Annotated in this window: 26 protein-coding genes; 10 read left to right on the forward strand and 16 right to left on the reverse strand. The window is 66.5% G+C overall.

All coding sequences use genetic code 11. The features are described 5' to 3' along the window. Nucleotides 1–90: 90 nt before the first annotated feature. The 3 genes from IB232_RS00220 to IB232_RS00230 all read right to left on the reverse strand — a co-directional run bounded on the left by IB232_RS00220 (nucleotide 91) and on the right by IB232_RS00230 (nucleotide 2558). On the reverse strand, nucleotides 91–582 hold the full coding sequence (locus IB232_RS00220) for a DNA polymerase III subunit chi (RefSeq protein WP_192396565.1): 492 nt from the start codon (nucleotides 580–582) through the stop codon (nucleotides 91–93). A 78-nt stretch (nucleotides 583–660) separates the two neighbouring features. Then, nucleotides 661–1077, reverse strand: coding sequence for a DNA polymerase III subunit chi (locus IB232_RS00225; RefSeq protein ID WP_192396566.1), 417 nt, complete (start codon nucleotides 1075–1077; stop codon nucleotides 661–663). Next, the gene (locus IB232_RS00230; RefSeq protein WP_192396567.1) at nucleotides 1074–2558 is read right to left on the reverse strand and encodes a leucyl aminopeptidase; all 1485 of its coding nucleotides are present in this window, start codon (nucleotides 2556–2558) and stop codon (nucleotides 1074–1076) included. Before IB232_RS00230 ends, IB232_RS00225 begins: the two co-directional genes overlap by 4 nt. A gap of 142 nt (nucleotides 2559–2700) precedes the next feature. On the opposite strand from IB232_RS00230, the gene lptF reads away from it, so the two are divergent. Together lptF and lptG are read left to right on the forward strand one after the other, a co-directional pair. Then, nucleotides 2701–3831, forward strand: a complete 1131-nt coding sequence (lptF, locus tag IB232_RS00235; RefSeq protein WP_192396568.1) for an LPS export ABC transporter permease LptF — start codon at nucleotides 2701–2703, stop codon at nucleotides 3829–3831. Beyond that, nucleotides 3824–4885: an LPS export ABC transporter permease LptG gene (lptG, locus tag IB232_RS00240; RefSeq protein ID WP_192396569.1), complete on the forward strand. Its 1062-nt coding sequence runs from the start codon at nucleotides 3824–3826 to the stop codon at nucleotides 4883–4885. Before lptF ends, lptG begins: the two co-directional genes overlap by 8 nt. 49 nt (nucleotides 4886–4934) lie before the next feature. Here the strand turns inward: lptG and IB232_RS00245 are convergent, their stop codons facing one another. Both IB232_RS00245 and IB232_RS00250 read right to left on the reverse strand, forming a co-directional pair. After that, nucleotides 4935–5138 carry a hypothetical protein gene (locus tag IB232_RS00245; protein WP_225592065.1) on the reverse strand — a complete coding sequence of 68 codons (204 nt, stop codon included), beginning with the start codon at nucleotides 5136–5138 and terminating at the stop codon, nucleotides 4935–4937. A gap of 75 nt (nucleotides 5139–5213) precedes the next feature. Beyond that, on the reverse strand, nucleotides 5214–6479 hold the full coding sequence (locus IB232_RS00250) for an Hsp70 family protein (protein ID WP_192396571.1): 1266 nt from the start codon (nucleotides 6477–6479) through the stop codon (nucleotides 5214–5216). A 146-nt stretch (nucleotides 6480–6625) separates the two neighbouring features. Between IB232_RS00250 and IB232_RS00255 the strand changes: the two genes are divergently transcribed. Then, on the forward strand, nucleotides 6626–7546 hold the full coding sequence (locus tag IB232_RS00255) for a substrate-binding domain-containing protein (protein ID WP_192396572.1): 921 nt from the start codon (nucleotides 6626–6628) through the stop codon (nucleotides 7544–7546). A 52-nt stretch (nucleotides 7547–7598) separates the two neighbouring features. After that, a complete protein-coding gene (locus IB232_RS00260; protein WP_192396573.1) occupies nucleotides 7599–8336 on the forward strand; it encodes a substrate-binding periplasmic protein in 738 nt (245 codons plus the stop codon). 4 nt (nucleotides 8337–8340) lie between these two features. Here the strand turns inward: IB232_RS00260 and IB232_RS00265 are convergent, their stop codons facing one another. Both IB232_RS00265 and IB232_RS00270 read right to left on the reverse strand, forming a co-directional pair. Then, complete coding sequence (locus IB232_RS00265; RefSeq protein WP_192396574.1) at nucleotides 8341–9060, reverse strand: DUF4198 domain-containing protein; 720 nt, start codon at nucleotides 9058–9060, stop codon at nucleotides 8341–8343. A gap of 17 nt (nucleotides 9061–9077) precedes the next feature. Further along, on the reverse strand, nucleotides 9078–11168 hold the full coding sequence (locus IB232_RS00270) for a TonB-dependent siderophore receptor (protein WP_192396575.1): 2091 nt from the start codon (nucleotides 11166–11168) through the stop codon (nucleotides 9078–9080). Between the two features lie 220 nt (nucleotides 11169–11388). Between IB232_RS00270 and IB232_RS00275 the strand changes: the two genes are divergently transcribed. Continuing rightward, a complete protein-coding gene (locus IB232_RS00275) occupies nucleotides 11389–12252 on the forward strand; it encodes an isocitrate lyase/PEP mutase family protein (protein WP_192396576.1) in 864 nt (287 codons plus the stop codon). Here IB232_RS00275 and IB232_RS00280 read toward each other — a convergent pair. Continuing rightward, on the reverse strand, nucleotides 12242–12979 hold the full coding sequence (locus tag IB232_RS00280) for a substrate-binding periplasmic protein (protein WP_192396577.1): 738 nt from the start codon (nucleotides 12977–12979) through the stop codon (nucleotides 12242–12244). The two genes, IB232_RS00275 and IB232_RS00280, sit on opposite strands and share 11 nt — an antisense overlap. A gap of 119 nt (nucleotides 12980–13098) precedes the next feature. On the opposite strand from IB232_RS00280, the gene IB232_RS00285 reads away from it, so the two are divergent. After that, the gene (locus IB232_RS00285; RefSeq protein WP_137974096.1) at nucleotides 13099–13365 is read left to right on the forward strand and encodes a DksA/TraR family C4-type zinc finger protein; all 267 of its coding nucleotides are present in this window, start codon (nucleotides 13099–13101) and stop codon (nucleotides 13363–13365) included. Here IB232_RS00285 and IB232_RS00290 read toward each other — a convergent pair whose 3' ends face one another. Beyond that, nucleotides 13366–13830, reverse strand: a complete 465-nt coding sequence (locus IB232_RS00290) for a YMGG-like glycine zipper-containing protein (protein ID WP_192396578.1) — start codon at nucleotides 13828–13830, stop codon at nucleotides 13366–13368. It abuts the gene before it with no gap. Between the two features lie 139 nt (nucleotides 13831–13969). Between IB232_RS00290 and IB232_RS00295 the strand changes: the two genes are divergently transcribed. Then, nucleotides 13970–14830, forward strand: a complete 861-nt coding sequence (locus tag IB232_RS00295) for a DMT family transporter (RefSeq protein WP_192396579.1) — start codon at nucleotides 13970–13972, stop codon at nucleotides 14828–14830. Nucleotides 14831–14840: 10 nt separating this feature from the next. On the opposite strand, the gene ureC is transcribed toward IB232_RS00295, so the two are convergent. The 6 genes from ureC to IB232_RS00325 all read right to left on the reverse strand — a co-directional run bounded on the left by ureC (nucleotide 14841) and on the right by IB232_RS00325 (nucleotide 19690). Beyond that, entirely contained in the window at nucleotides 14841–16541 is a 1701-nt protein-coding gene (ureC, locus tag IB232_RS00300) for an urease subunit alpha (RefSeq protein ID WP_192396580.1), read from the reverse strand. After that, nucleotides 16541–16846 (reverse strand): urease subunit beta, encoded by a 306-nt coding sequence (locus tag IB232_RS00305; protein WP_192396581.1) that lies wholly within the window; start codon nucleotides 16844–16846, stop codon nucleotides 16541–16543. The genes ureC and IB232_RS00305 overlap by 1 nt, the downstream gene beginning before the upstream one ends. Then, nucleotides 16843–17355, reverse strand: coding sequence for a GNAT family N-acetyltransferase (locus IB232_RS00310; RefSeq protein WP_192396582.1), 513 nt, complete (start codon nucleotides 17353–17355; stop codon nucleotides 16843–16845). Before IB232_RS00310 ends, IB232_RS00305 begins: the two co-directional genes overlap by 4 nt. A gap of 80 nt (nucleotides 17356–17435) precedes the next feature. Then, on the reverse strand, nucleotides 17436–17738 hold the full coding sequence (gene ureA, locus IB232_RS00315; RefSeq protein WP_187804619.1) for an urease subunit gamma: 303 nt from the start codon (nucleotides 17736–17738) through the stop codon (nucleotides 17436–17438). Next, nucleotides 17738–18586: an urease accessory protein UreD gene (locus tag IB232_RS00320; protein WP_192396583.1), complete on the reverse strand. Its 849-nt coding sequence runs from the start codon at nucleotides 18584–18586 to the stop codon at nucleotides 17738–17740. Before IB232_RS00320 ends, ureA begins: the two co-directional genes overlap by 1 nt. A 54-nt stretch (nucleotides 18587–18640) precedes the next feature. After that, nucleotides 18641–19690 carry an AraC family transcriptional regulator gene (locus IB232_RS00325; protein WP_192396584.1) on the reverse strand — a complete coding sequence of 350 codons (1050 nt, stop codon included), beginning with the start codon at nucleotides 19688–19690 and terminating at the stop codon, nucleotides 18641–18643. Nucleotides 19691–19991: 301 nt separating this feature from the next. Here IB232_RS00325 and eat point away from each other — a divergent pair, with 301 nt between their 5' ends. The 3 genes from eat to eutC all read left to right on the forward strand — a co-directional run bounded on the left by eat (nucleotide 19992) and on the right by eutC (nucleotide 23701). Further along, the gene (eat, locus tag IB232_RS00330; RefSeq protein ID WP_192396585.1) at nucleotides 19992–21356 is read left to right on the forward strand and encodes an ethanolamine permease; all 1365 of its coding nucleotides are present in this window, start codon (nucleotides 19992–19994) and stop codon (nucleotides 21354–21356) included. A 48-nt stretch (nucleotides 21357–21404) separates the two neighbouring features. Continuing rightward, nucleotides 21405–22799 (forward strand): ethanolamine ammonia-lyase subunit EutB, encoded by a 1395-nt coding sequence (locus tag IB232_RS00335; protein WP_192396586.1) that lies wholly within the window; start codon nucleotides 21405–21407, stop codon nucleotides 22797–22799. 77 nt (nucleotides 22800–22876) lie between these two features. Continuing rightward, nucleotides 22877–23701 carry an ethanolamine ammonia-lyase subunit EutC gene (gene eutC / locus IB232_RS00340; protein ID WP_318652215.1) on the forward strand — a complete coding sequence of 275 codons (825 nt, stop codon included), beginning with the start codon at nucleotides 22877–22879 and terminating at the stop codon, nucleotides 23699–23701. A 26-nt stretch (nucleotides 23702–23727) separates the two neighbouring features. Here the strand turns inward: eutC and urtE are convergent, their stop codons facing one another. Beyond that, nucleotides 23728–24426: an urea ABC transporter ATP-binding subunit UrtE gene (gene urtE / locus IB232_RS00345; RefSeq protein WP_192396588.1), complete on the reverse strand. Its 699-nt coding sequence runs from the start codon at nucleotides 24424–24426 to the stop codon at nucleotides 23728–23730.

A 24426-nucleotide genomic window follows, 5' to 3' on the forward strand; every position in this document is an offset into this window, starting at 1 on the left:
TTGGCAACTGAGCGGGAAAGCCGCGAAGTATAACGGCTGGCACCCACCCGGGGCCACTGGCCGCCGGCTGGCGTCCAGAACAGGGCGGTGCTAGGGCTTGGGCTGCTTGATCAGGCGGTCCAGGCGGGCATCGAGACGGCGTTTGAGCTCGGCCTCGATCTGCGGCACGAAGTCGTCGATCACGTCCTGCAGGATCAGCTGGGCGGCAGCGCGCAGCTCGGCATCCAGGCGGTTCTGGATCAGGCCGCTGTGCGCCAGGCTGGCGCTGGCTTGGGGCTGTGGCGGTGTCGCTCTGGGCGTCGCCGCGGCGGTAGGGGCAGCGGGCGCCGGGGCGATGGCCGGCTGTACCGGGTAGGACAGCGGCACGCTGGCAACCGGAGTGGCAGGTATCGCTGGTGCAGGGGCTGACGCGGGAGTGCTCGGGCTGGGCTCGATGATTTCCGACAGCAGCGGAATCTGCAGATCGTCGTCCAGGGTTTCGGTCAGCAGCGGCGGCTCCAGCTGCTCCTTTTCCAGCAACTGGCGGATGGCTTCCAGATCGTCCAGCAGGAGATCGGACTTGGGCGGTTTGGAGCTGTCCATGGACGTTGCGAGCAAGGAGAGGTGGGCGGGGTGGCAGATTCTACGCCGAGTCTAGGCCTATTTCGACCTCGGTGACCTTCAGAGTTCCACGCGTTGCGGGTCGTGGCCCAGCTGGCGGTACTGGCGGAAGCTGTCGCGGCATTGGGCGAGCAGCGCCGGTTCCTGGTTGACGATCTCGATCACCCGGCTGAACTGGGCCAGGTGCGGCGACAGCTGCGGATGCAGATTGAGCAATACGCCGCCGGCCTGGCTCGGCGCCTGGTCGAGGCCGATCACCACCGGGGCCTGCGAATCTTCCTCGTGCAGGTTGTGGGGGATGAACGACTCCGGGCGGAAGCTCCATAGCAACTGGTCCAGGGCGGCGCACTGGGCTTCGTCGGCGCCGCGCAGGAATACCGGCAGGCCGGCCTTCCAGGCCTTGCTCGCCAGCTGGCAGGCCGCGCGCAGGCGGCCTTCCGGCGTGGCGGAGGAGAGGACGTAGAACTCGACCTTCACTTGACCCTGTCCAGCAGATATTGGGTCAGCAGGGGTACCGGGCGGCCGGTGGCGCCCTTGTCCTTGCCACCGCTGATCCAGGCAGTGCCGGCGATGTCCAGGTGCGCCCAGTGGTAGCTCTTGGCGAAGCGCGACAGGAAGCAGCCTGCGGTGATGGTGCCGGCCTTCGGTCCGCCGATGTTGGCGATGTCGGCGAACGGGCTGTCCAGCTGCTCCTGGTACTCGTCGTACAGCGGCAGTTGCCAGGCGCGGTCGTCGGCGCTCTCTCCGGCCTTGAGGATCTGCTTCACCAGCGCATCGTTGTTGCCCATCAGGCCGGAAACATTGGCGCCGAGGGCGACCACGCAGGCGCCGGTGAGGGTGGCGATGTCGATCACCGCCTGCGGCTTGAAGCGCTCGGCGTAGGTGAGGGTATCGCACAGCACCAGGCGGCCTTCGGCGTCGGTGTTGAGGATCTCGACGGTCTGCCCGCTCATGGTGGTGACGATGTCACCCGGGCGGGTGGCGCGGCCGCTCGGCATGTTTTCGGCGCAGGCCAGCAGGCACACCAGGTTGATCGGCAGCTGCAGTTCCAGTACGCCGCGCAGGGTGCCGAGCACGCTGGCGGCACCGCACATGTCGTACTTCATCTCGTCCATGCCGGCGGCCGGCTTGATGCTGATGCCGCCGGTGTCGAAGGTGATGCCCTTGCCGACCAGGGCGAAGGGTTGTTCGTCCTTCTTGCCGCCGGTGTAGTGCAGCACGATCATCCGCGGCGGCTGCTCGCTGCCCTGGGCCACGGCGAGGAAGGCGCCGGCGCCGAGCTCCTTGAGCTTCTTCTCGTCGAGGATGTCGACCTTGAGGTTCTTGTGCGCCTTGGCCAGGGCCTTGGCCTCTTCGGCCAGGTAGCTGGGGTGGCACAGGTTCGGCGGCAGGTTGCCGAGGTTCTTGGTGAAGGCCATGCCGCTGGCGATGGCCTGGGCGTGCAGGCTGCCGCGCTCGGCGTCGGCCAGGCCGGCCTTGTCGACCAGCAGGGTGATTTTCTTCAGCGCCCGGGCTTCCGCCTTCTTGCTCTTGAACTGGTCGAACACGTAGCCGCCATCGGCAAGGGTCTCCACCAGCAGACGGGCCTTGCCGTAGGCATCGCGGCCCTTGACCTTGAGCTCGTCGAGGGCCAGTACCGCGTCCGTGCCGGCAAGGTTCTTCAGCGCGCCATGGGCGGCTGCAACCAACTTGCGGAACTGGCGGTCGGATAGCTCGCCCTTGCCGCTGCCGACCAGCAGCACGCGCTCGGCCTTGAGGCCCGGCAGGCTGTGCAGGAGCAGGGTCTGGCCCTGCTTGCCGGCGATGTCGCCACGCTTCAACACGGTGGAAATGGCGCCGCTGCTTGCCTCGTCCACGGCCTTGGCCGCGACGCCGAGCTTGCGGCCCTCACCGAGGGCGACCACCAGGGTGGCGGTCTTCAGGGTTTCCGGGCGGGTGCTTTTGACGAGGAATTCCATGGTGAGCTGTCCCCAAGACAAAGAGTCGGGTTTGCAGGATAATGCCGGCTATTTTTTCGAGGCCTGCTGCTGCGGGCCGTGTAACCGAGTGCGGCTAGTGTGAGCGTTGCCGCCTGAGCCTGACAACCCTGGAGCGTCCGGTTTGATCGTCTTCCGTTATCTGTCCCGCGAAGTGCTGATGACCCTCAGCGCGGTGAGTGCCGTGCTGCTGGTGATCATCATGAGCGGGCGCTTCATCAAGTACCTCGCCCAGGCCGCACAGGGAGTGCTGGACCCGGGCGTACTGTTCCTGATCATGGGCTATCGCATGCCCGGCTTCCTCCAGCTGATCCTACCGCTGGGCCTGTTCCTCGGCATCCTCCTGGCCTACGGACGTCTGTACCTGGACAGCGAGATGACCGTGCTGTCCGCCACTGGCATGAGCAACCGCCGCCTGCTCGGCTACAGCATGGCGCCGGCCGCCATCGTCGCCGTGCTGGTGGCCTGGCTGAGCCTGGGCCTGGCGCCGCAGGGTGTGGCCGAAGTGGCGAAGATCTTCAACCAGCAGGACGCCATGACCGAGTTCGACACCCTGGTGCCGGGGCGCTTCCAGGCCATGAAGGATGGCTCGCGGGTGACCTACACCGAAGGCCTGTCCGAGGACCGCGGCCAGCTGGCCGGCGTGTTCACTACGGAGAAGCGGGCGCGCAGCAAATCCGAAGGCGAGAAGAAGGAAAGCGCCATCACCCTGCTGGTGGCGGAGAAAGGCCGTCAGGTGATCCAGGCGGACGGCAGCCGCTACCTGATCCTGGAAAACGGCTACCGCTATGACGGCAACCCCGGCCAGGCCGATTACCGCGCCACCAAGTACGAAACCCACGGCGTGCTGCTGGCCAAGCCCAGCGTCAGCGCCGAGATCGGCGAGCGCGAGGCGATTCCGACCCGCGAGCTGATCGGCAGCGACGAGCCGCGCCACCAGGCAGAACTGCAATGGCGCCTGTCGATTCCGCTGCTGGTATTCATCGTCACCCTGCTGGCGGTGCCGCTGGCCCGGGTCAACCCGCGCCAGGGCCGCTTCCTCAAACTGCTGCCGGCGATCCTGCTGTACATGGCCTACCTGGCGCTGCTGATCGGCGCCCGCGGCCAGCTGGACAAGGGCAAGATTCCCATGGAACTGGGGCTGTGGTGGGTGCACGCGCTGTTCCTGCTGATCGGCGCCGCGCTGTTCCTCTGGCAACCGATGAAACTCAAGCTGGCCAGTCGCCGTGCAGTGAAGGAGATGGCCCATGCATAAGCTCGACCGCTACATCGGCACCAGTGTCTTCCTCGCCATCCTCTCGGTGCTCGGCATCATCGTCGGCCTGGCCCTGCTGTTCGCCTTCGTCGACGAACTGGGCGACCTCAGCGATAGCTACGGCACCCTCGAAGCCCTGATCTACGTGCTGCTGACCCTGCCGCGCCGGGCCTACGAGATGCTGCCGATGGCAGCGCTGATCGGCTGCCTGATCGGCCTCGGCAGCCTGGCCAGCAACAGTGAGCTGACCATCATGCGCGCCGCCGGTGTATCGGTCGGGCGCATCGTCTGGGCAGTGATGAAACCCATGCTGGTGCTGATGCTGGCCGGCGTGCTGGTCGGTGAGTATCTGGCGCCCTGGAGCGAGAACCTGGCCCAGGCCCACCGCTCCCTGGCCCAGGGCGGCGGCGAGGCGCAGAGCTCCAAGCACGGCCTGTGGCACCGCCAGGGCCAGGAGTACGTGCACATCAACGCCGTGCAGCCCAACGGCAAACTGGTCGGCGTGACCCGCTACCAGTTCGACGAGCAGCGCAAGCTGCAGTCCGCCAGCTTTGCCCGTCGCGCCCAGTACCAGGGCGACCACTGGATGCTAGAGGACGTGAAGACCACCGTCTTCCACGACAAGAGCACCGAGGTGCAGAAAGCCGACAGCCTGCGCTGGGACATCGAGCTCAACCCGCAGCTGCTCGGCACCGTGGTGCTGGAGCCCGAGGCCCTGTCGGTCAGTGGCCTGTGGCGGTACATCCATTATTTGGCCGAGCAGGGCCTGAACAACGGCAGCTACTGGCTGGCGTTCTGGACCAAGGTGCTGCAGCCGCTGGTGACCGCCGCGCTGGTGCTGATGGCGATCTCCTTCATCTTCGGCCCGCTGCGCTCGGTGACCCTCGGCCAGCGCGTGTTCACCGGCGTGCTGGTGGGCTTCGTGTTCCGCATCGGCCAGGACCTGCTTGGCCCGTCCAGCCTGGTGTTCGGCTTCTCGCCGCTGCTGGCGGTGGCGGTGCCGGCGGCCATTTGCGCCGTGGCCGGGGTGTTCCTGTTGCGCCGCGCTGCCTGATTCGTCGACGCAAACAAAAAGGCCGGGCATTTGCCCGGCCTTTTTCGTTCTACTGATCGAGCTGCTCGTTCATGTCCTGCAGCTTCTTCTCGTTCTGCGCATTGACCTGATCGATTTGCTGCTTGATCTGTTCTATCTGCTGCTGGGCCTGCTGCGCCTTGTCCGCCTGCAGCTTGGCGGTGTTGGCGGTAGCCGCGCCGCCATCGCAGGCGGCGAGGATGAACAGGCTGAGCAGTAGCAGGGCGTGGCGCATGGCGGTCTCCATCGGGTAGATGAGCCACCTTAGCGGTTTGCCGGTCGCCCTGCAGCGACCGCCTTCACCAGTGGTCTAGCCGTAACGACGCGCGGCCTCGATGGCCAGACCGCTGCCGATGCTGCCGAAGCTGTTGCCCTCGGTGACGCGGGCGTTGGGCAGCAAGGCGGCGACGCTCTGGCGCAGGGCCGGCACCGAGCTGGAGCCGCCGGTGAAGAAGATGGTGTCGACCGCCGCGTGGTCGATGCCGGCGCGCTGCAGCAGCTCGTCGACACCCTCGCGGATGCGTACCAGCAGGCCGTCGATGGCCTGGTCGAACAGCGGGCGGTCGAGCAGCACCTGCAGATCGGCCTCGATGCGCGCCAGGTCGATGCGGTACTCGGGCTGTTCGGTCAGGGTGATCTTCGCCTCTTCCACCTGCATGGCCAGCCAGTGGCCGGCGCGCTGCTCGGTGAGACGCAGCAGGCGGTCGATGCCGGTCGGGTCGACGATGTCGTAGCGCATGCTCTTCAGCGCCAGCTGGGCCTTCTGCGCGTAGGCCGCATTGATGGTGTGCCAGGTGGCCAGGTTGAGGTGGTGGCTGGTGGGCATCAGCGCGTCGCTCTTCATCCGGCTGCCGTAGCCGAACAACGGCATCACCCCGTCCAGGCTCAGCTGCTTGTCGAAGTCGGTACCGCCGATATGCACGCCTCCGGTGGCCAGGATGTCGTCCTGGCGCTGGTCCAGATGGCGCCGCTCCGGGGCCAGGCGCACCAGGGAGAAGTCTGAGGTACCGCCGCCGATGTCGACGATCAGCACCAGCTCCTCGCGCTGGATGCTGCGCTCGTAGTCGAAGGCCGCGGCGATCGGTTCGAACTGGAACGACACGTCCTTGAAGCCCAGCTTGTGCGCCACCGCCAGCAAGGTGTTGGCGGCCTCGGCGTCGGCTTGCGGATCATCGTCGACGAAGAACACCGGGCGGCCCAGCACCACCTGCTCGAACTCGCGGCCGGCCTGGGCTTCGGCACGGCGCTTGAGCTCGCCGATAAAGAAGCCGAGCAGATCGCGGAACGGCAGGGCGCTGCCGAGCACGGTGGTCTCGCTCTTCAGCAGCTTGGAGCCGAGCAGGCTCTTCAGCGCGCGCATCAGGCGGCCTTCGTAGCCTTCCAGGTATTCGTCCAAGGCCTGGCGGCCATACACCGGGCGGCGCTCCTCGGTGTTGAAGAAGATCACCGAGGGCAGGGTGATCTTGCCGTCCTCCAGCTCCAGCAAGGGCTCCACGCCGGGACGCCACCAGCCGACGGTGGAGTTGGAGGTGCCGAAGTCGATGCCCAGGGCATTGGCGGGGGAGGCGTGGTTCATGGCGCGGTGTTCCGGAAAAACGGCCGCGCATTCTATGCGAGCGCGTCGCCCTGTGCATGCCACAGGTCGGCTGATAGTTCGGCGGGGTGCTAGATTGCACAGAGGCGGCCCTGGCCGCTGCCCCCATTGCCATGGAAGCGCCATCGATGTCTGCCGTGCCCCGCCGTAGCCTGCTGGCGTGTCTGTTGCTGCTGTCGTCGCCGCCGGCGCTGGCGGACTGCATCGGCATGGTCACCAGTGCTGGCGGCCAGTCGTTCTGGCAGCAGGTGCGCGAAGGCGCGGCGCAGGCGGCCGACGAGCAGGGCGTGCGCCTGCATTCTCGCGGGCCCGCCCGCGATGCCGATGCCGGGGTGCAGCTGCGCCTGATCGACAAGGTGCTGAGCAGCCAGTGCCGGGTGCTGATCATCGCGCCCAGCGGGCCGGAGATCGCCGTCCACCTGCAGGCGCTCAAGCGCAAGGGCATCGACAGCCTGTACATCGACCGCGATCTGGGCGGCGACGCGGTGGTCGCCGCCATCGCCACCGACAACTTCAGTGCCGGACTGCAGGCCGGCCGACAGATGGCGCGTCTGCTGGATGGCAAGGGGCGGGTCGCGTTGCTGCGCTTCAATGCCCAGGTGCAGTCCACCAGCGAGCGTGAGCGCGGTTTCCTGCAGGGTGCGCGCGAGGGTGGCCTGCAGATTGCGCTGGAGCGTTACCTGCCGCTGGGCGACGAGCCGGCACTGGCGCGTCTGGCCCGTGAGCTACGCGAGCTGGATGGGTTGTTCACACCCAGCGAGGGCACCACCCAGGAGGTGCTCGGCGCCCTGCGCCGGCTCAAGTCGTCGGGCAAGTTGGTGCATATCGGCTTCGATGCCAGCCCGCTGCTGGTGGAGGCGCTGCGCCAGGGCGAGCTCAGCGCGCTAATGGTCCAGCAGCCGCGGCAGATCGGCTACCAGAGTGTGTTGCGCGCCCAGCGCCTGCTGCGTGGCGAGCGTGATGGGCCGCGTGAGGTGAAGCTGGCGGCTGTGTATGTTGATCGCCACAACCTGGACGAGATTGCCATCCAGAGTCTGCTGAAACCCTGATCCCGCGTGTGCCTTGGGCTAGTCTCAAGGTCGTTGGGGAGGGAGTTCGTCGATGCGTGCGTGGCTGTTCGCCTGGCTGGTTCTCGGCCTGCTGCCCGGTTGGGCGGCGGGTGATTTGCGCCTGCTGACCGAAGAAGCCCCGCCGACCAGCTTTATGCGCGATGGCCAGCCCGACGGCTATGCGGTGGAGGTGGTGCACGAGCTGATCCGCCGTACCGGCAGCAGCGCCAGCGTCGAGCTGTTGCCCTGGACCCGCGCCTATCACCTGGCCAAGAGCGAGGCGGACACCGGTCTGTTCTCGGTGGTACGCACGGTGGAGCGGGAGTCGTCGTTCCAGTGGGTCGGCCCGATCCTGCGCGGCTCCACCCGCTTCTACTCGCTGAAGGCCAGTGGGTTGCAGATCGACAGCCTGGAACAGGCGGCCCATGCCGGCACCCTGGCGCTGCCCAAGCAGTGGTACACCTACGAGAGCCTGGAGCGCATGGGCTTCACCAACCTGTACGGCGTGCCGAGCGCCAAGCAGATGGTGACCATGCTCAAGCACGGCCGGGTCAAACTGATCGCCACCGAGGACCTGACCCTGCGCGAGGAGCTGGCCAGCGGCGGCCTGACCCCCGAGGAGGTGCAGGGCCATCTGGCGTTCATGAAGTCCGACTACTACATCGCCTTCTCGCCGCGCACTTCGCCGAACCTGGTGATGCAGTGGCAGCGCCAGCTCGACGGCATGCGCCAGGATGGCAGCCTGGATGCCATTCGCCAGCGCTGGCTGCCCCAGGCCACCGCGCCCTGAGGTGCTACTCGCGATGCTCGCTGCCGAGGAAGGTCAGCGAGCTGAAGAAGCCGAGTTCGTCGATGTCCGCGTCGCCCTTGACCGGCAGGTACAGCGACGCGGCGATCACGTTCAGCCCCTCGTTGCGCAACTTCACCTCGGCATAGCCATTGGCATCGGTGGTGGCGCTGACTTCGTGGGGCATGCCGCGGTAGTCGCCGATCAGTTTCACGTCCTTGGCCGGCTGGCCGTCGACCAGTACCCGCACGCGCAGCTTGTTGCCCGGCCCGACGCCCAGGGGGTCGACTTGCGGCACGATGGCCAGGCGCAGCTGCTTCAGGTCCGGCAGGCTGGCCCCGGCCTGGTGGATGGCCAGGCTGTACTTGTAGGTGTGCAGCGAGTGGGTCGAGTTCGGCACCTGGCGGCGGCCCTGGTTGACCCATTGCTTGTCCGGGGTCTGCGACCAGGTGCCGTTGTCCAGCGCCACGGCCAGCACCGCCGGGGCGCGCAGCGGCTGCAGGCGGGCGTGGTCATCCAGGCGCTGGATGCCGACCGGGATCATCTTGCCGGCGCCGGAATAGGCCCAGGCGCCACTGATTTTTTGCGCCTTGAAGGCGTCGTCCTGAGCACCGTGGCCGTATATCACTTCGTGATTGCCACGGCGCTGTTCGGTCCACAGGCCGTGGGCGGTGGCCTGGCCGCAGACGAGCAGACCGGCAAGCAGGAGGGAGAAAGCAGTACGCATCGGTGAAGTCCTTGTGATCAGAGGTTGAGGCTCAGGCTGAAGCTGAGGTTGCGGGGTTCGCCGGGCAGTACCCAGACGCTGTTGTAGGAGCGCTCGTAGTATTTGCGGTCGAAGAGGTTGTTGAGGTTCACGCCCAGGGTCAGGTCCTCGCTGGCCTTGTAGTGGGCGAGCAGGTCCAGGGTCTGGTAGTCCGCCAGGCGGAAGTCGCTGCCGGCCTGGCCGGAGCGTTCGCCGACATGGTTGAAGGCCGCGCCGATATCCGAGCCGCGCAGGGCGCCGTCCTGGAATTCGTACACGGCCAGCAGACTGCCGGCGTGGCGCGGGATGCCGAGCAGGTCGCTGCCGGCCGGGACGGCGGCGTCGCCCTTGGTCACTTCGGCGTCGATATAGGCGTAGGCGCCAATCACCCGTACGGCATTGCTGAGCTGGCCGCTGAACTGCAGGTCCAGCCCACGGCTGCGCGCCTTGCCGGCGGCCACGCTGTCGCCGAGGGCGTCGGTAGTGACCACGTTCTCCTTGTCGATATGGAACAGCGCGATGGTGCCGCCCAGGCGGCCGTCGAGCAGGTCGAGCTTGAGGCCGGTCTCGTAGCCGAGGCCCTTCTCCGGCTTGTACACCTGGCCCTGGCTGCCGATGGCGTTGGGCTTGAACGAGGTGCCGGCGTTGGCGAATACACCCACCTCCGGGGTGAGCTGGTAGACCAGGCCGGCACGCGGGGTGGCGACATCTTTCTCCTGCTGGTTGCTGACGCCCGTGGCGCGGTTCAGCGAGGTCTGTTCCACGCGCTCCAGGCGCACGCCAATCAGGCCGCGCAGGCGCTCGGTGAAGGCAATCTGGTCCTGCAGGTTGAGGGCGTAGCTCTCGGTGTGTTCGTGGAAGTCGTTGGGCCTGGTGATCGGTGGCTTGGGCGCGCCATACACCGGCTTGTAAATATCCAGGCCGTAGCTGGCCAGGGTATCGCTCTGCGGGTACTTCTGGCTGTTGCGGTAGTTCTCGTACTCCAGGCCGATCAGGCTCTGGTGCTGCCAGCCGCCCAGCTCGAAGCTGCCGTGCAGCTCGGCCTGGGTGATGCTGTCGTTCCACTCGAAGTCGCGCTGGCGGTAGAAGCGGGTGATGGTGTCGCCGACCAGTTTCTGCGGCTCCGAACTGTCGCCATTCAGGGTGCCCTGGGTGTAGTGGTTGGCCAGGCGCAGTTTCCAGTCCTCGTTGAGGTAGCGCTCCAGCGCCAGGTCCAGGGTCTGGTTGTCGTTGCGGATATCGCCGTCGTTGGGCTCGCCGAGGAAGGTGGCGCGCTGCACCGAGCCCAGCTCGCCATTCACCGCCGGGATGCCGCGGTCGAACACCGACTCGGTGCGGGAAAACTCGGCGTCGAGCATCAACTGAGTGTCTTGATCCAGCTGCCAACTCAGCGAAGGCGTGACCACCTGGCGGCGATTGCCGACGTGGTCGCGGAAGCTGCCGTTGTCTTCCACCGCCAGGTTGATGCGCGACAGCAGAGTGCCGTCCTCGTTGAGCGGGGTGTTGGCGTCCAGGCTGCTGCGGTAGCGATCCCAGCTGCCGGCACTCAGGTTGAGAGTGCTGAACGCCTCGGCCTGCGGGCGCTTGCTGATGATATTGACCAGGCCGCCCGGGTCTCCGCGGCCGTAGAGGCTGGCGGACGGCCCCTTGAGCACCTCAACGCGTTCGATGGCGGAGGCATCCGGCGAACTGTAGCTGCCGCGGTTGATGGCGAAGCCGTTGCGGTACAGCTCGCCGGTAGTGAATCCGCGCACGCTGTAGTTGAGGAAGGTCAGACCGCCGAAGTTGTTCTGCCGCGACACGCCGCCGGCAAAGTCCAGGGCGCGGTCGATGCGCGTGGTGTTGAGGTCTTGCAGCACCTGGGCCGGCACCACGTCGATGCTCTGCGGCGTGTCGTGGATATCCACATCGCTGCGCGTGGCCGTGGCGGAGCGGGTGGCGCGGTAACCCGCGACTGGGCTGGTGGCATCCTCGTAGTGGCTGTCGGTGATGGTCAGGCTTTCCAGTTGGACCGGTTCTTTCGCCCAGACCGCGCTGCTGAATAGGATGGTTGATATTCCCATTAGCCCGAATTTGAACAGATTTTCCATGTCATTTCCTTATATAGATGAAATAACATAACAAAATAGATTCGAAGGAATCCACCCCTTGTCGGAAGGTACGGTCTATCGCAAGGCTGCGATTGCGCCACTGAAAGGCGAGCGCAAGACTGATCTGGCAACTTCGCTTGGCGGGACACTTGGCTGGTTTTGTAGTTTTACTACATAATTGGTCGATCCAAATGACAACGAATCGGCAGTAGCGGCTCTCATGCACAGAACCTCGCATCACGACCTTCGCGCGCAGTTCCGCGCGTTACTCGACTCGAGTGCCTGCTATCACACGGCTTCGGTGTTCGATCCCATGTCTGCGCGGATCGCCGCCGACCTCGGTTTCGAGGTGGGCATCCTGGGTGGCTCTGTAGCTTCACTACAAGTTCTTGCTGCGCCGGACTTCGCCCTGATCACGCTCAGCGAGTTCGTCGAACAGGCCTCGCGCATCGGTCGCGTGGCGCGTCTGCCGGTCATCGCCGACGCCGACCACGGCTACGGCAACGCGCTCAACGTGATGCGCACGGTGGTGGAGCTGGAGCGCGCCGGCATCGCCGCGTTGACCATCGAGGACACCCTGCTGCCGGCCCAGTTCGGCCGCAAGTCCACCGACCTGATCGGCGTCGACGAGGGCGTCGGCAAGATCCGCGCGGCGCTGGAGGCGCGGGTTGATCCGGACCTGGCGATCATCGCCCGCACCAACGCCGGCGTGCTCGAGGTGGACGAAGTGATCCGCCGCACCCAGGCCTACCAGCAGGCCGGTGCCGATGGCATCTGCATGGTCGGCATCCGCGATTTCGAGCACCTGGAGCAGATCGCCGAGAATCTCAGCGTGCCGCTGATGCTGGTCAGCTATGGAAACCCGTCTCTGCGCGACGATGCCCGCCTGGCCAGCCTTGGCGTGCGCATCGTGGTCGACGGCCACGCGGCCTACTTCGCCGCGATCAAGGCTACCTACGACTGCCTGCGCGAGCAGCGCGGCATCGCCGCCAGCGACCTCAATGCCACCGAGCTGACGCACAAATACACCCAGCCCGAGGACTACATCGTCTGGGCGCGCGAGTACATGAACGTCAAGGAGTAGCGGTTGCCTGCTGCACCAGGCGCTGCAGCGAACCGTCCTGGCGCATGTCCCGTAGTACCTGGTTGAAGCGCTGCAGCAGCTCGCGTTGGTCGGCCTGCTTGGCGAACACCAGGAAGGTGGGGTTGATGCTCAGCGGCTGGGGCAGGGCGGTCAGGTGCTCCATGCCGGGCAACTGCAACAGCCGTTGTCCGGCCAGTTCTATCACCACCACGGCATCCAGCCGGCCGGATGCCAGTTTGCGCAGGTTGGCCTCGTCCGAGCTGCCTTCCTGGGCGAGGATTCGCCCTTCCCGTACCGCCTGGTCGAAGGCGCCGGTATAGCTCCAGCCGCGAATAACCCCGATGCGTTTGCCATGCAGGTCGCTGATCTGGTCGAAGGCCAACGGCTTGTCCTGCTGCACGTAGAGCAGCAGGCGTTCTTCGAAGATCGGCTCGGAGTAGTCGAACAGCTTGATCCGCTCGGCGTTGCGATAGATGCCGGCGATGCCTACTTCTCCAGCGGCGCCCCTGAGCAGCGCACGCTTCCACGGCATGGGCTGAATCAGCAGCGGTTCGCCGAGGCGGGCGAAGATCGCCTGCAGCATCTGCGGATAGAGCCCCTGCGGCTGCTCCTCATGCTGATACATGAACGGCGGGTTGGCATTGTCGATGGCAACCAGTGTCTCCGCCCGCGCCAGCAGGGCAGCGCAACTGAGCAGCAGGATCGTCAGCGGGCGTAGGCAGGACATCGGCAGAATTCCCTCTCGACTGCCGCAAGCATAGTCAGCCGGTGGCCCCGGCGCTGCGCTTGCATTCGTGCCTCGGCGGGCGCATATCTGCCAGCAAGACAGATTTCCGGAGGTGCTTCATGGCCGGCGGATGGACCAACGACAGCGCGGTGCAGGAGCAGATCGACAGCAGCATCGAGGATGCCGTCGCCCGGGCGCGCAGCCAGCTGCCCAGGGGGGAGAGCCTGCATCACTGCGAAGAATGCGACGCCCCCATCCCCGAGGCCCGCCGCCAGGCGGTGCCCGGCGTGCGCCTATGCGTGAAGTGCCAGGCGGAGCACGACCGGGAGCAGGCGGCGTTCAGCGGTTACAACAGGCGTGGCAGCAAGGACAGCCAACTGCGCTGATCACGGGTTGATCGAGTAACCACGGGCGCTCATGCAGTTCATATAGGTCTGGCTGGAGCCGCTCTGGGCGGTCTGCTCGTTGCGCCTGTCCTCACGGCGATCGCGGCGCTGTCGGGAGCCGCCGACCACCACACCGGCGGCGGCCGCCTCGCGGGCCTGGTTCTGTCGATATTCCTGCTTCACATCGTCGTCGACGCGGTCGTAGGCCTCCTCGTGGCGCTGGCCGCGCACCTCGGCGGCGGCGGCACCGGCGGCCGCGCCCACGGCAGCACCGCGCAGGCGCTCGCCACCGCCGGAAGAGCTCGAGGACGAGGAGGCGCTGCTGGCGGCCTGGCTCTGGCAGGCGGAGACATCGCTCTGGATCTGCTGTTGGCTCTGGCCATTGAGCGGGATCAGGGTTTCGGCGCCGGCCGTCGTGGTCAGCAGCGAGCAGGCAAGCAGGGCAGTGCGGGCGGATGTGAGCATGGCAACCTCCATGAGCGCAGCGGTGTATTCACTCTAGCCCCGTAGCCGATCGGCGCCGGGTCAGCGGACGGTCGGCGCTGGTTGGCGGAAATGGTTTTGGCAAAATAGTTAGCCGGCTCATTATTAGGTTGTTTTGATCTTGCACGAGCATTCCCGCCCCGGTCTGGGCATTGCGCTGATCCTCGCCGCCGGTCTGCTGCTGTCCAGCCAGGATGCCCTGGCCAAGACCCTCACCGCTTCCTATCCGCTGTTGCTGGTGGTGTGCCTGCGTTACCTGGCGCAGAACCTGCTGATGCTGGTGGTGTTCGCTCCGCGCATGGGGCTGGACCTGGTGCGCACCCGCCGGCCACTGCTGCAGCTGGCGCGTGGCCTGAGCCTGGTAGGGGTGACCTTGCTGTTCTACTGCGGATTGCGCTACATCCCGCTGGGCGAGGCAACGGCGGTGATCTTCCTAGCGCCGCTGGTGGTCGTGGTGCTGTCGGTGCTCTGGCTGAAGGAGGCGGTCAGTCGCGGGGTATGGCTGGCGGTGGGCGGCGGCCTGCTCGGGGTGCTGCTGATCGTGCGTCCCGGCGGCGAGCTATTCACTCCGGCGAGCCTGCTGCCCCTGGCCGCTGCGTTCTGCTTCGGCCTATACCAGCTGCTCACTCGCCGGCTCAGCGCTACCGATGCCCCAGCCACCAGCAACTTCCTCACTGCGCTGGTGGGCACCCTGGGAACCGGCCTGCTGCTGCCCTGGACCTGGCAGACACCGGCACCGATGGACGTGCTGCTGATGGCGGCACTCGGTGGCCTGGCGATGACCGGACACATGCTGCTGACCCATGCCTACCGCTTCGCCAGCGCCGCCAGCCTGGCGCCCTTCACCTATGGGCAGATCCTGATTGCCGCGTTGATCGGCGCGCTGGTGTTCGATCACTTGCCCGATGCCTGGGCCGTGCTCGGCATGGCCGTGATCATCCTCAGTGGCGCGGCGCTGGCCTGGAGCCAGCGGCGCTCCTGAATCGCAGGGCTCAGAACAGGAAGTAGCGCTGCGCCATCGGCAGCACCTCGGCCGGCTCGCACCAGAGCAGCTGGCCGTCGGCCTTTACCTGGTAGTTCTGCGGGTCGACCTCGATGCTCGGCAGGTAGTCGTTGTGGATCAAGTCGGCCTTGGTCACCGAGCGGCAGCCCTTGACCACGCCGATCTGCTTCTGCAAACCGAGTTTTTCCGGCACACCGGCTTCCATCGCCGCCTGGCTGATGAAGGTCAGGCTGGTGGCGTGCAGCATGCCGGCGTAGCTGCCGAACATGGGACGGTAGTGCACCGGCTGCGGCGTCGGGATCGAGGCGTTGGCGTCGCCCATCAGGCTGGCGGCGATGGCACCGCCCTTGAGGATCAGCGTCGGCTTCACCCCGAAGAACGCTGGGCGCCACAGCACCAGGTCGGCGAACTTGCCCACTTCGATGGAGCCGACCTCGTGGCTGATGCCGTGGGTGATCGCCGGGTTGATGGTGTACTTGGCGATGTAGCGCTTGACCCGGAAGTTGTCGTTGCCCGGACCGTCGCCGGGCAGGGCGCCGCGCTGCTGCTTCATCTTGTCGGCGGTCTGCCAGGTGCGGGTGATCACCTCGCCAACGCGGCCCATGGCCTGGCTGTCCGAGCTGATCATGGAGAACGCGCCGAGGTCATGCAGGATGTCTTCGGCAGCGATGGTCTCGCGGCGAATACGTGATTCGGCGAAGGCCACGTCCTCGGCGATGCTCGGGTCGAGGTGGTGGCAGACCATGAGCATGTCCAGGTGTTCGTCGATGGTATTGCGGGTGAACGGCCGGGTCGGGTTGGTCGAACTGGGCAGCACGTTGGGGAAGCCGCAGGCCTTGATGATGTCCGGCGCGTGGCCGCCACCGGCGCCCTCGGTGTGGTAGGTGTGGATGGTGCGGTTCTTGAACGCGCCGAGGGTGGTTTCGACGAAGCCGGATTCGTTGAGGGTGTCGGTGTGGATCGCCACCTGGATGTCGTACTGGTCGGCGACGGAGAGGCAGTTGTCGATCGCCGCCGGCGTGGTGCCCCAGTCCTCGTGCAGCTTCAGACCAATAGCGCCAGCTTTCACCTGCTCGATCAGCGGTTCGGGTAGCGAGACGTTGCCCTTGCCGGTGAAGCCGATGTTCATCGGGAAGGCGTCGGCGGCCTTGAGCATCATCGCCATGTGCCAGGGCCCCGGGGTGACGGTGGTGGCGAAGGTGCCGGTGGCCGGGCCCGTGCCGCCGCCGATCATGGTGGTGGTGCCGCTCATCAGGGCTTCTTCGATCTGCTGCGGGCAGATGAAGTGGATATGGGTGTCGATGCCGCCGGCGGTGAGGATCATGCCTTCGCCTGCGATGACTTCGGTGGCGCCGCCGATGGCGATGGTCACATCGGGCTGGATGTCCGGATTGCCGGCCTTGCCGATGGCGGCGATGCGTCCGCCCTTCAGACCGACATCCGCCTTGATGATGCCCCAGTGGTCGATGATCAGCGCGTTGGTGATCACAGTGTCGACCACGTCCTTGGCGCAGAGTTGGCTCTGGCCCATGCCGTCGCGGATGACCTTGCCGCCGCCGAACTTCACCTCGTCGCCGTAGGTGGTGAAGTCCTTCTCCACCTCGACCCACAGGTTGGTATCGGCCAGGCGCACCTTGTCGCCGACGGTGGGGCCGAACATGTCGGCGTAGGCTTGGCGGGAAATCTTCATCACAGCGCTCCCATGATGCGTCCGGCAAAGCCGAACACACGGCGGTCGCCGGCCAGCTCGACCAGTTCCACCTCGCGCGACTGGCCCGGCTCGAAGCGCACGGCGGTGCCGGCGGCAATATTCAGGCGCATGCCCCGCGTGGCCGCGCGGTCGAAGGTCAGCGCGTCGTTTGTTTCGAAGAAGTGGAAGTGCGAGCCGACCTGGATCGGCCGGTCGCCGCTGTTGGCCACGGTCACGCGCAGGGTGCGGCGGCCGACGTTGAGTTCGATCTCGCCATCCTGGATCTGGTATTCGCCTGGGATCATGGTGCGCTGCGCTCCGGGGTGAGGATCAGTTGCATGAAGGTCAGGTCCATCCAGCGGCCGAACTTGCGGCCCACCTGCGGCATCTGCCCAGTGGTGACGAAGCCGAGGCGTTCGTGCAGGCGGATCGAGGCGGCGTTGCCGCTCTCGATGGCGGCGACCATCACGTGCTTGCCGCAGGCCTTGGCACGTTCGATCAGCGCCGCCATCAGTAGCGGGCCGAGGCCATTGCCGCGCTGGTCGGCGCGTACGTAGACCGAGTGCTCGACGGTGTTGCAGAAGCCATCGAAGGGACGCCAGTCGCCGTACGAGGCGTAGCCGACCACCTCGCCGGCGGCGTTCTCCGCCACCAGTACCGGGTAGCCCTGCTGGGCGCGACTAGCGAGCCAGGCCTGGCGGTTGGCCAGGTCGACCACGTTGTCCATCCAGATCGCGGTGGTGTTGAGTACCGCGTCGTTGAAGATGTCACGCAGGGCGGGCAGGTCGGCCTCGGCTGCGTCGCGAATGATCATTCTTCTTCAGTCTCCAGGAAGTCGTTCAAGGTCGTAGCGAGCGCAGCATGAGCAAGCGCAGTAGACATTGGACGATTTCCTCAGGCAATCGGCTGGTGGACGGTCACCAGCTTGGTGCCGTCGGGGAAAGTAGCTTCGATCTGGATCTCCGGAATCATCTCCGGTACACCTTCCATCACCTGTTCGCGGCTCAGCAGAGTGGTGCCGTAGTGCATCAGCTCGGCCACCGTGCGGCCGTCGCGCGCGCCTTCCAGCAGGGCGGCAGAGATCAGCGCCATGGCTTCCGGGTAGTTGAGCTTCACGCCACGCGCCAGACGGCGCTCGGCGACCAGGCCGGCGGTGAAGATCAGCAGCTTGTCCTTTTCGCGGGGTGAAAGATCCATCAGGTACTCCAGATTCTCGGAGGCACGGCCTCGCGGCCGAGCAGGGCAGGGCGCAACAGGCGCCAGAGTTCGATCAGCCAGGCGCGGGCGTGCAGCGCCTCGCCGGCCAGGCAGCGGGCCACGACCAGGCCCGGCAGTTGAGTCAGGTCACCACGCACCGTCTGGCCGGCCGGGCAGGGTAGCTCGCGGCAGCGTTCCAGCAGTTCGCCATCGATCTCACCGCTGACCAGCAGGGTAGCGAACACCGGCTGGCGATCCAGGCCGATGGGAGAGTCGAGCAGGCCATCGCCGCCGATCACTCGCTGGCGTTCGTGCCACAGCGGCTGGCCGTCGCGGCGGACATCCAGGGCGGACTGGAAGTGGCCGGTGGCGAAGCGCTCACCGGCCGCCGGACGGCCGAGGGCGACGATGTCCCAGTAGCACAGGCGTGCATCGCCGTTGAGTTCGATGCGGGTGCTCAGTTCCGCCTGGGCGCCGGAGTAGACGATGGTTTCCTGCGGCAGCCATTCCAGGGTGGCGCCGGGCGCCACGCGCAGCTCCACCTGCTGCCGAGCCGGACAGGTGGCGCGGTACCACTTGGCGGCGCCGGGGCTGGTCAGCTGGGCCCAGGCCTGTTCGCCAACGCTGGCGCTGATATTCAGGCTGTCGCCACCGGCAATACCCGCCGGCGGGTGGACGATGATGTGCTGGCACACCTGCGGGCCCTCGGCATGCAGGTGCTTCTGCACCCGCAGCGGGCCGAGATAGCGTCGCAGCACGGGGCGCGTCCACTCCTGTTGGCGGGCGTAGGCCAGCTCCAGCTCGGCGTGCCACGCGGGGGTGAAAAGCGCGGGTTGAACGGCGGTCATGCGGTGGTTCCAGGCAGACTGGACGAGGCGGCAGTGTAGCGTGGCGGCATAGGTTCAGGCCGTACTCGTCTGCAGCCATTGCCGCGGGCTGGTGTCGAACCAGCGGCGGAAGGCACGGGAGAAGGCGCTGGTCTCGGAGTAGCCGAGCAGCGGCGCCAGTTCGCTGACCGGCAGGCGCCGGCGCAGGTAGTGCAGGGCCAGTTCGCGGCGCACCTGGTCGATCAGCGCAGAAAAGCACAGGTTCTGTTCGCGCAGGCGCCGCTGCAATGCTGCCGGGGTCAGGCCGAGGTGCGCGGCGATCTGCTCAAGCGCCGGCTCGCCCAGCGGCAGCGCGTCGCGCACCAGGCCGCGCGCCTGGTCGACCAGGCATTGCTGGTGTTGCTGGCCGCCGAGGCGGGCGATGGCGTCTTGCACCAGCATCAGCAGCACCGGGTCGCGCTCGGGCATCAGCTGGCCGGCGAGGTCGCGCTTGGGAATCAGCAGGGCGTTGCAGGGCTGGGCGAACAGCACCGGCGCATCGAACGCCTGCTGGTGCTCGCGCCAGCCTTCCGGCCGCGCGTGCTCGAACAGCACCGCGCGCGGCGCCCAGGTCGGGCCCAGCACATGACGCACCAGGTTCAGCGCCATGCCCATGGTCAGCTCGGCGTCCTGGCGCTTGTCGAGGATCGCCGGGTGGCGCACCTGGTAGTCGAAGCGGTAGCACTCGCCGATATCCACCAGGCGGATCAGCGTGTCGTGCTGGTGATAGGGGAAGGCACGAGCGAAGTTCTGCAGCGCCTGCTCCAGGCTGTCCGAGCACAGCCCGACATAGCCGAGCAGGCCGAGGGCGCGCGGCTGGAACTGCTGGCCGTAGCGCAGGCCGAAGTTGTCGCAGCCCGATTGCGTGGCCGCTTCCTCCAGCACCTTGCAGTAGTTGCTCAGGCTTAGGCTCAGCGTCGGGTGCAGCAGCAGGTCGGGATCAATGCCGGCCACGCCGAAGACCCGCTCGGCATCGCCACCCTGCATACCGATGAAGCGATCCAGTCCGCTGGCGGCGGCCGACAGCACGCCGAGATTGCTCGGGGCATCGGTCATGGCCAGCGGATGAGGAATGTTCAGGGACATGGACGGGCGCGCTAGGGTGATGAGAAGGGGATTAGCAATAGTCGTGCCCCGCGCTGCGAAGGCTCTGGACTGGCCAAGCCATTTTCATCTCGGTAGTTGTCTGCATCGCCTTGGGGCGCGTTCGCGCCGAAATGCACCCATGTGGCGCAAAAGCCCGGCGCAGAGCGGTCTGCAGGCCTGGTGACGACTTGACTCTGCAGCCGTGCGCGGACTTTGCAAGGTCAAGTCTCGGCCGGGGTTGGCTGGATATCCTCGCCAAGCGATCGACGTCTGACGTGGCTCTCACATCGAGGAATTGGCAATGACAACAACGACACTGAAACCGACGCTCGGCACCCTGCACCTGTGGGGCATCGCCGTGGGTCTGGTGATTTCCGGGGAATATTTTGGCTGGAGCTATGGCTGGGGCGTGGCGGGTACGCTGGGCTTCCTGGTCACCACGCTGATGGTGGCGGCGATGTACAGCTGCTTCATCTTCAGCTTCACCGAGCTGACCACTGCAATACCGCATGCGGGTGGGCCCTTCGCCTACAGCCGTCGTGCCTTCGGCCCCACCGGCGGGATGATCGCCGGCATGGCCACCCTGATCGAATTCGTCTTTGCTCCGCCGGCCATCGCCATGGCCATCGGTGCCTACCTCAACGTGCAGTTCCCCGGGCTTGACCCGAAGCTGGCGGCGGTCGGTGCCTACCTCATCTTCATGACTCTCAACATCCTCGGCGTCAGCATCGCCGCCACCTTCGAGCTGGTGGTCACCGTGCTGGCGGTCGCCGAGCTGCTGGTGTTCATGGGTGTGGTCGCGCCGGGCTTCAGCTTCAGCAACTTCGTGCTCAACGGCTGGGCCGGTAGCGACGTGTTCGGCATGCCGGCCATCGCCGGTATCTTCGCCGCGATTCCGTTCGCCATCTGGTTCTTCCTCGCCATCGAGGGGGCAGCCATGGCAGCCGAGGAAGCCAAGGACCCGAAACGTACCATTCCGCGCGCCTATATCGCCGGCATCCTGACCCTGGTGTTCCTGGCCATGGGTGTGATGGTGATGGCCGGTGGCGTGGGCGACTGGAAGGCCCTGTCCGGCATCAACGACCCTCTGCCGCAGGCGATGAAGGCCGTGGTCGGCGAGAACTCCGGCTGGCTGCACATGCTGGTGTGGATCGGCCTGTTCGGCCTGGTGGCCAGCTTCCACGGCATCATCCTCGGCTACTCCCGGCAGTTCTTCGCCCTGGCTCGCGCAGGCTACCTGCCGCCGGCCCTGGCCAAGCTGTCGCGCTTCCACACCCCGCACCGCGCCATCATCGCCGGTGGCCTGGTCGGCATCGCGGCGATCTACAGCGACGGCCTGATCGCCCTGCAGGGCATGAGCCTGACTGCGGCGATGATCACCATGAGCGTGTTCGGCGCCATCGTTATGTACATCATGAGCATGCTCAGCCTGTTTAAGCTGCGTAAGAGCGAGCCGAACCTGGAGCGCACCTTCAAGGCACCGGGCTACCCGGTGGTGCCGGGCATCGCCCTGGTCCTGGCGCTGGTGTGCCTGGCCGCGATGATCTGGTTCAACGGCACCATCGCGCTGCTGTTCCTCGGCCTGATGAGCATCGGCATGGTGTACTTCCTGCTGACCGGCGCCCAGCGCGACGCCGTGCCGGCCGACGTTCTGCTGCAACCGTAATGGCTTCACGCCCGCCGGCAACGGCGGGCGCTTGTTCAGGAGTACTCCATGGCCACATTCGCCCATACCGTCGGCCATCACACCTGGCGCTTCGACAGCCTGCGCGAGGTCATGGCCAAGGCCAGTCCGGCGCGTTCCGGCGACTACCTGGCCGGCGTGGCCGCCAGCAGCGATGCCGAGCGTGTCGCCGCACAAATGGCGTTGGCCAATATCCCGCTCAGGCATTTTCTGAGCGAGGCACTGATTCCCTACGAAGACGACGAGATCACCCGGCTGATCATCGACACGCATGACGCGGCGGCCTTCGCCCCGGTCGCTCATCTCACTGTCGGCGGCTTCCGCGACTGGCTGCTCGGCGAGCGCGCAGACGAGGCCAGCCTGCGTGCCCTGGCGCCGGGGCTGACGCCGGAGATGGTGGCGGCGGTGTCGAAAATCATGCGCGTGCAGGACCTGATCCTGGTGGCGCAGAAGATCCGCGTGGTCACTCGTTTTCGCAACACCATGGGCCTGCGCGGACGCATGTCGACGCGCCTGCAGCCCAACCATCCGACCGACGATCCGTCCGGCATCGCCGCCAGCATTCTCGACGGCCTGCTCTACGGCAACGGCGACGCCATGTTCGGCATCAACCCGGCCACCGATAGCCTGGGCGCGCTCACCGACCTGCTGAAGATGCTCGACGCGATCATCCAGCGCTACGAGATCCCCACCCAGGCCTGCGTGCTGACCCACGTCACCAGCTCCATCGCCGCCATCGAGCGCGGCGCGCCGGTGGACCTGGTGTTCCAGTCCATCGCCGGCACCGAGGCGGCCAACGCCGGCTTCGGCATCACCCTGCAGGTGCTGCAGGAGGGTTACGAGGCCGGGCTGTCGCAGAAGCGCGGCACCCTGGGCGACAACCTGATGTACTTCGAGACCGGCCAGGGCAGCGCGCTGTCGGCCAACGCCCACCACGGCGTCGACCAGCAGACCTGCGAGGTGCGCGCCTATGCGGTGGCGCGCCACTACAAGCCGTTTCTGGTCAATACCGTGGTCGGCTTCATCGGCCCCGAGTACCTGTACAACGGCAAGCAGATCATCCGCGCCGGGCTGGAGGACCACCTCTGCGGCAAGCTGCTCGGCGTGCCGATGGGCTGCGACATCTGCTACACCAACCATGCCGAGGCCGACCAGGACGACATGGACACCCTGCTGACCCTGCTCGGTACGGCCGGCATCAACTTCATCATGGGCATCCCCGGCTCCGACGACGTGATGCTCAACTACCAGACCACCTCATTCCACGACGCGCTCTACGCGCGTCAGGTGCTTGGCCTCAAGCCCGCGCCGGAGTTCGAGGCGTGGCTGGAGCGCATGGAAATCCTCTCCCAGCGCGATGGCCAGGTACGCCTCGGCGGCGGCTTGCCGCCGGCCTTCCGCCAGGCACTGGCGCAACTGGGCTAGAACAGCTCGCGGGTTGCACTCGCCCTACGATGTTTAGGGCGGGGGCAACCCGCGGGAGCGACACAAGGAAACAAGCGGTGAAAGACGACAAGCCACTGAGCGGTGCCATCGACAACCCCTGGCAGGAACTGCGCCGCCTGACCCCGGCGCGAGTCGCCCTGGGCCGTGCCGGCACCAGCCTGCCCACGGCGGCGCAGCTGGATTTCCAGTTCGCCCATGCCCAGGCGCGCGACGCCGTGCACCTGCCGTTGCATGCCGAGGCGCTGGCCGAGGACCTGGCCAGCCAGGGGCTGCCGGTGCTGCAGCTGCACAGCGCGGCCAGCGACCGGCATACCTACCTGCAGCGCCCCGACCTGGGGCGACGCCTGGACGCTGCTTCGGCGCAGCGCCTGCGCGACCACCGCGCCGAGCACCCGCAGGGCTACGACCTGGCCATTGTCATCGCCGACGGCCTGTCGGCTTTGGCCATCGAGCGACATGCCACGCCTTTCCTCGCCCGCCTGCGCGAGCAGATGAGCGGCGATGACTGGTCGCTGGCGCCGCTCTGCGTGGTGCGCCAGGGGCGGGTGGCGGTGGCCGACGAGGTGGCCGAGCTGCTCGGCGCGAAGATGGTGGTGATCCTGATCGGCGAGCGTCCGGGGCTGAGTTCGCCGGACAGCCTCGGCCTGTATTTCACCTACGCGCCGAAAGTCGGCCTCACCGATGCCTTTCGCAACTGCATCTCCAACGTACGCCTGGAGGGGATGAGCTACGGTGTGGCCGCGCACAAGCTTCTGTACCTGATGCGCGAGGCCTGCCGGCGCAAGCTGTCTGGCGTCAGCCTCAAAGACGAGGCCGAGCTGCCAGTCCTGGAAGGCGAGCAGCCGACGCGGCTGAATTTTCTGGTGGATTCGCTGCAGTAGGAGCGGGCGCGACGCACCCGCCTGCCTCAGATTGCCACCAGCCCGCGCACGCCGTCGGCCTCCATGGTTTCGCCACGGCCCTGCTGGACGATCTCGCCGCGGCTCATCACGAGGTACTGGTCGGCCAGCTCGGCGGCGAAGTCATAGAACTGCTCGACCAGCAGGATGGCCATATCGCCGCGTTCCGCGAGTTTTCTGATGACCACGCCGATCTCCTTGATCACCGAGGGCTGGATACCCTCGGTGGGCTCGTCGAGGATCAGCAGGCGCGGCTTGCTGGCCAGCGCGCGGCCGATGGCCAACTGTTGCTGCTGGCCGCCGGAGAGGTCGCCGCCACGGCGCTGCTTCATCTCGCGCAGCACCGGGAACAGCTCGTAGATGAACTCGGGGACGGTCTTCGCCTCGCTGGCGCCGAAACGGGAGAGGCCCATCAGCAGGTTCTCTTCCACGGTCAGGCGCGGGAAGATCTCGCGGCCCTGCGGGACGTAGGCGATGCCGGCGTGCACGCGCTGATGCGGCTTGTGACCGTTGATGGTCTGGCCCTCCCAGGCGATGCTGCCTTCCTTGGCCGGGATCAGGCCCATCAGGCATTTCAGCAATGTGGTCTTGCCCACGCCGTTGCGGCCGAGCAGGCAGGTGACTTCGCCAACCTTGGCCTCGAAGGACAGGCCGCGCAGGATGTGGCTGCCGCCGTAGTACTGGTGGAGTTTGTCGACTTGCAGCAT

It is taken from the genome of Pseudomonas sp. PDM15 (assembly GCF_014851565.1).
Classification (GTDB): Bacteria; Pseudomonadota; Gammaproteobacteria; order Pseudomonadales; family Pseudomonadaceae; genus Aquipseudomonas.

Bases quoted from the DNA above. Each gene is read 5' to 3' on its own strand.
- IB232_RS00310 (WP_192396582.1), bottom strand. From the start codon at position 17,355: ATGATCATTCGCGACGCAGCCGAGGCCGACCTGCCCGCCCTGCGTGAC.
- IB232_RS00320 (WP_192396583.1), bottom strand. From the start codon at position 18,586: ATGACCGCCGTTCAACCCGCGCTTTTCACCCCCGCGTGGCACGCCGAG.
- IB232_RS00250 (WP_192396571.1), bottom strand. From the start codon at position 6,479: ATGAACCACGCCTCCCCCGCCAATGCCCTGGGCATCGACTTCGGCACC.
- IB232_RS00305 (WP_192396581.1), bottom strand. From the start codon at position 16,846: ATGATCCCAGGCGAATACCAGATCCAGGATGGCGAGATCGAACTCAAC.
- IB232_RS00230 (WP_192396567.1), bottom strand. From the start codon at position 2,558: ATGGAATTCCTCGTCAAAAGCACCCGCCCGGAAACCCTGAAGACCGCC.
- IB232_RS00325 (WP_192396584.1), bottom strand. From the start codon at position 19,690: ATGTCCCTGAACATTCCTCATCCGCTGGCCATGACCGATGCCCCGAGC.
- IB232_RS00255 (WP_192396572.1), top strand. From the start codon at position 6,626: ATGTCTGCCGTGCCCCGCCGTAGCCTGCTGGCGTGTCTGTTGCTGCTG.
- lptG (WP_192396569.1), top strand. From the start codon at position 3,824: ATGCATAAGCTCGACCGCTACATCGGCACCAGTGTCTTCCTCGCCATC.
- IB232_RS00245 (WP_225592065.1), bottom strand. From the start codon at position 5,138: ATGCGCCACGCCCTGCTACTGCTCAGCCTGTTCATCCTCGCCGCCTGC.
- IB232_RS00290 (WP_192396578.1), bottom strand. From the start codon at position 13,830: ATGCTCACATCCGCCCGCACTGCCCTGCTTGCCTGCTCGCTGCTGACC.
- IB232_RS00270 (WP_192396575.1), bottom strand. From the start codon at position 11,168: ATGGAAAATCTGTTCAAATTCGGGCTAATGGGAATATCAACCATCCTA.
- IB232_RS00265 (WP_192396574.1), bottom strand. From the start codon at position 9,060: ATGCGTACTGCTTTCTCCCTCCTGCTTGCCGGTCTGCTCGTCTGCGGC.
- IB232_RS00260 (WP_192396573.1), top strand. From the start codon at position 7,599: ATGCGTGCGTGGCTGTTCGCCTGGCTGGTTCTCGGCCTGCTGCCCGGT.
- IB232_RS00280 (WP_192396577.1), bottom strand. From the start codon at position 12,979: ATGTCCTGCCTACGCCCGCTGACGATCCTGCTGCTCAGTTGCGCTGCC.
- IB232_RS00275 (WP_192396576.1), top strand. From the start codon at position 11,389: ATGCACAGAACCTCGCATCACGACCTTCGCGCGCAGTTCCGCGCGTTA.
- IB232_RS00285 (WP_137974096.1), top strand. From the start codon at position 13,099: ATGGCCGGCGGATGGACCAACGACAGCGCGGTGCAGGAGCAGATCGAC.
- ureA (WP_187804619.1), bottom strand. From the start codon at position 17,738: ATGGATCTTTCACCCCGCGAAAAGGACAAGCTGCTGATCTTCACCGCC.
- IB232_RS00220 (WP_192396565.1), bottom strand. From the start codon at position 582: ATGGACAGCTCCAAACCGCCCAAGTCCGATCTCCTGCTGGACGATCTG.
- eat (WP_192396585.1), top strand. From the start codon at position 19,992: ATGACAACAACGACACTGAAACCGACGCTCGGCACCCTGCACCTGTGG.
- ureC (WP_192396580.1), bottom strand. From the start codon at position 16,541: ATGAAGATTTCCCGCCAAGCCTACGCCGACATGTTCGGCCCCACCGTC.
- IB232_RS00335 (WP_192396586.1), top strand. From the start codon at position 21,405: ATGGCCACATTCGCCCATACCGTCGGCCATCACACCTGGCGCTTCGAC.
- urtE (WP_192396588.1), bottom strand. From the start codon at position 24,426: ATGCTGCAAGTCGACAAACTCCACCAGTACTACGGCGGCAGCCACATC.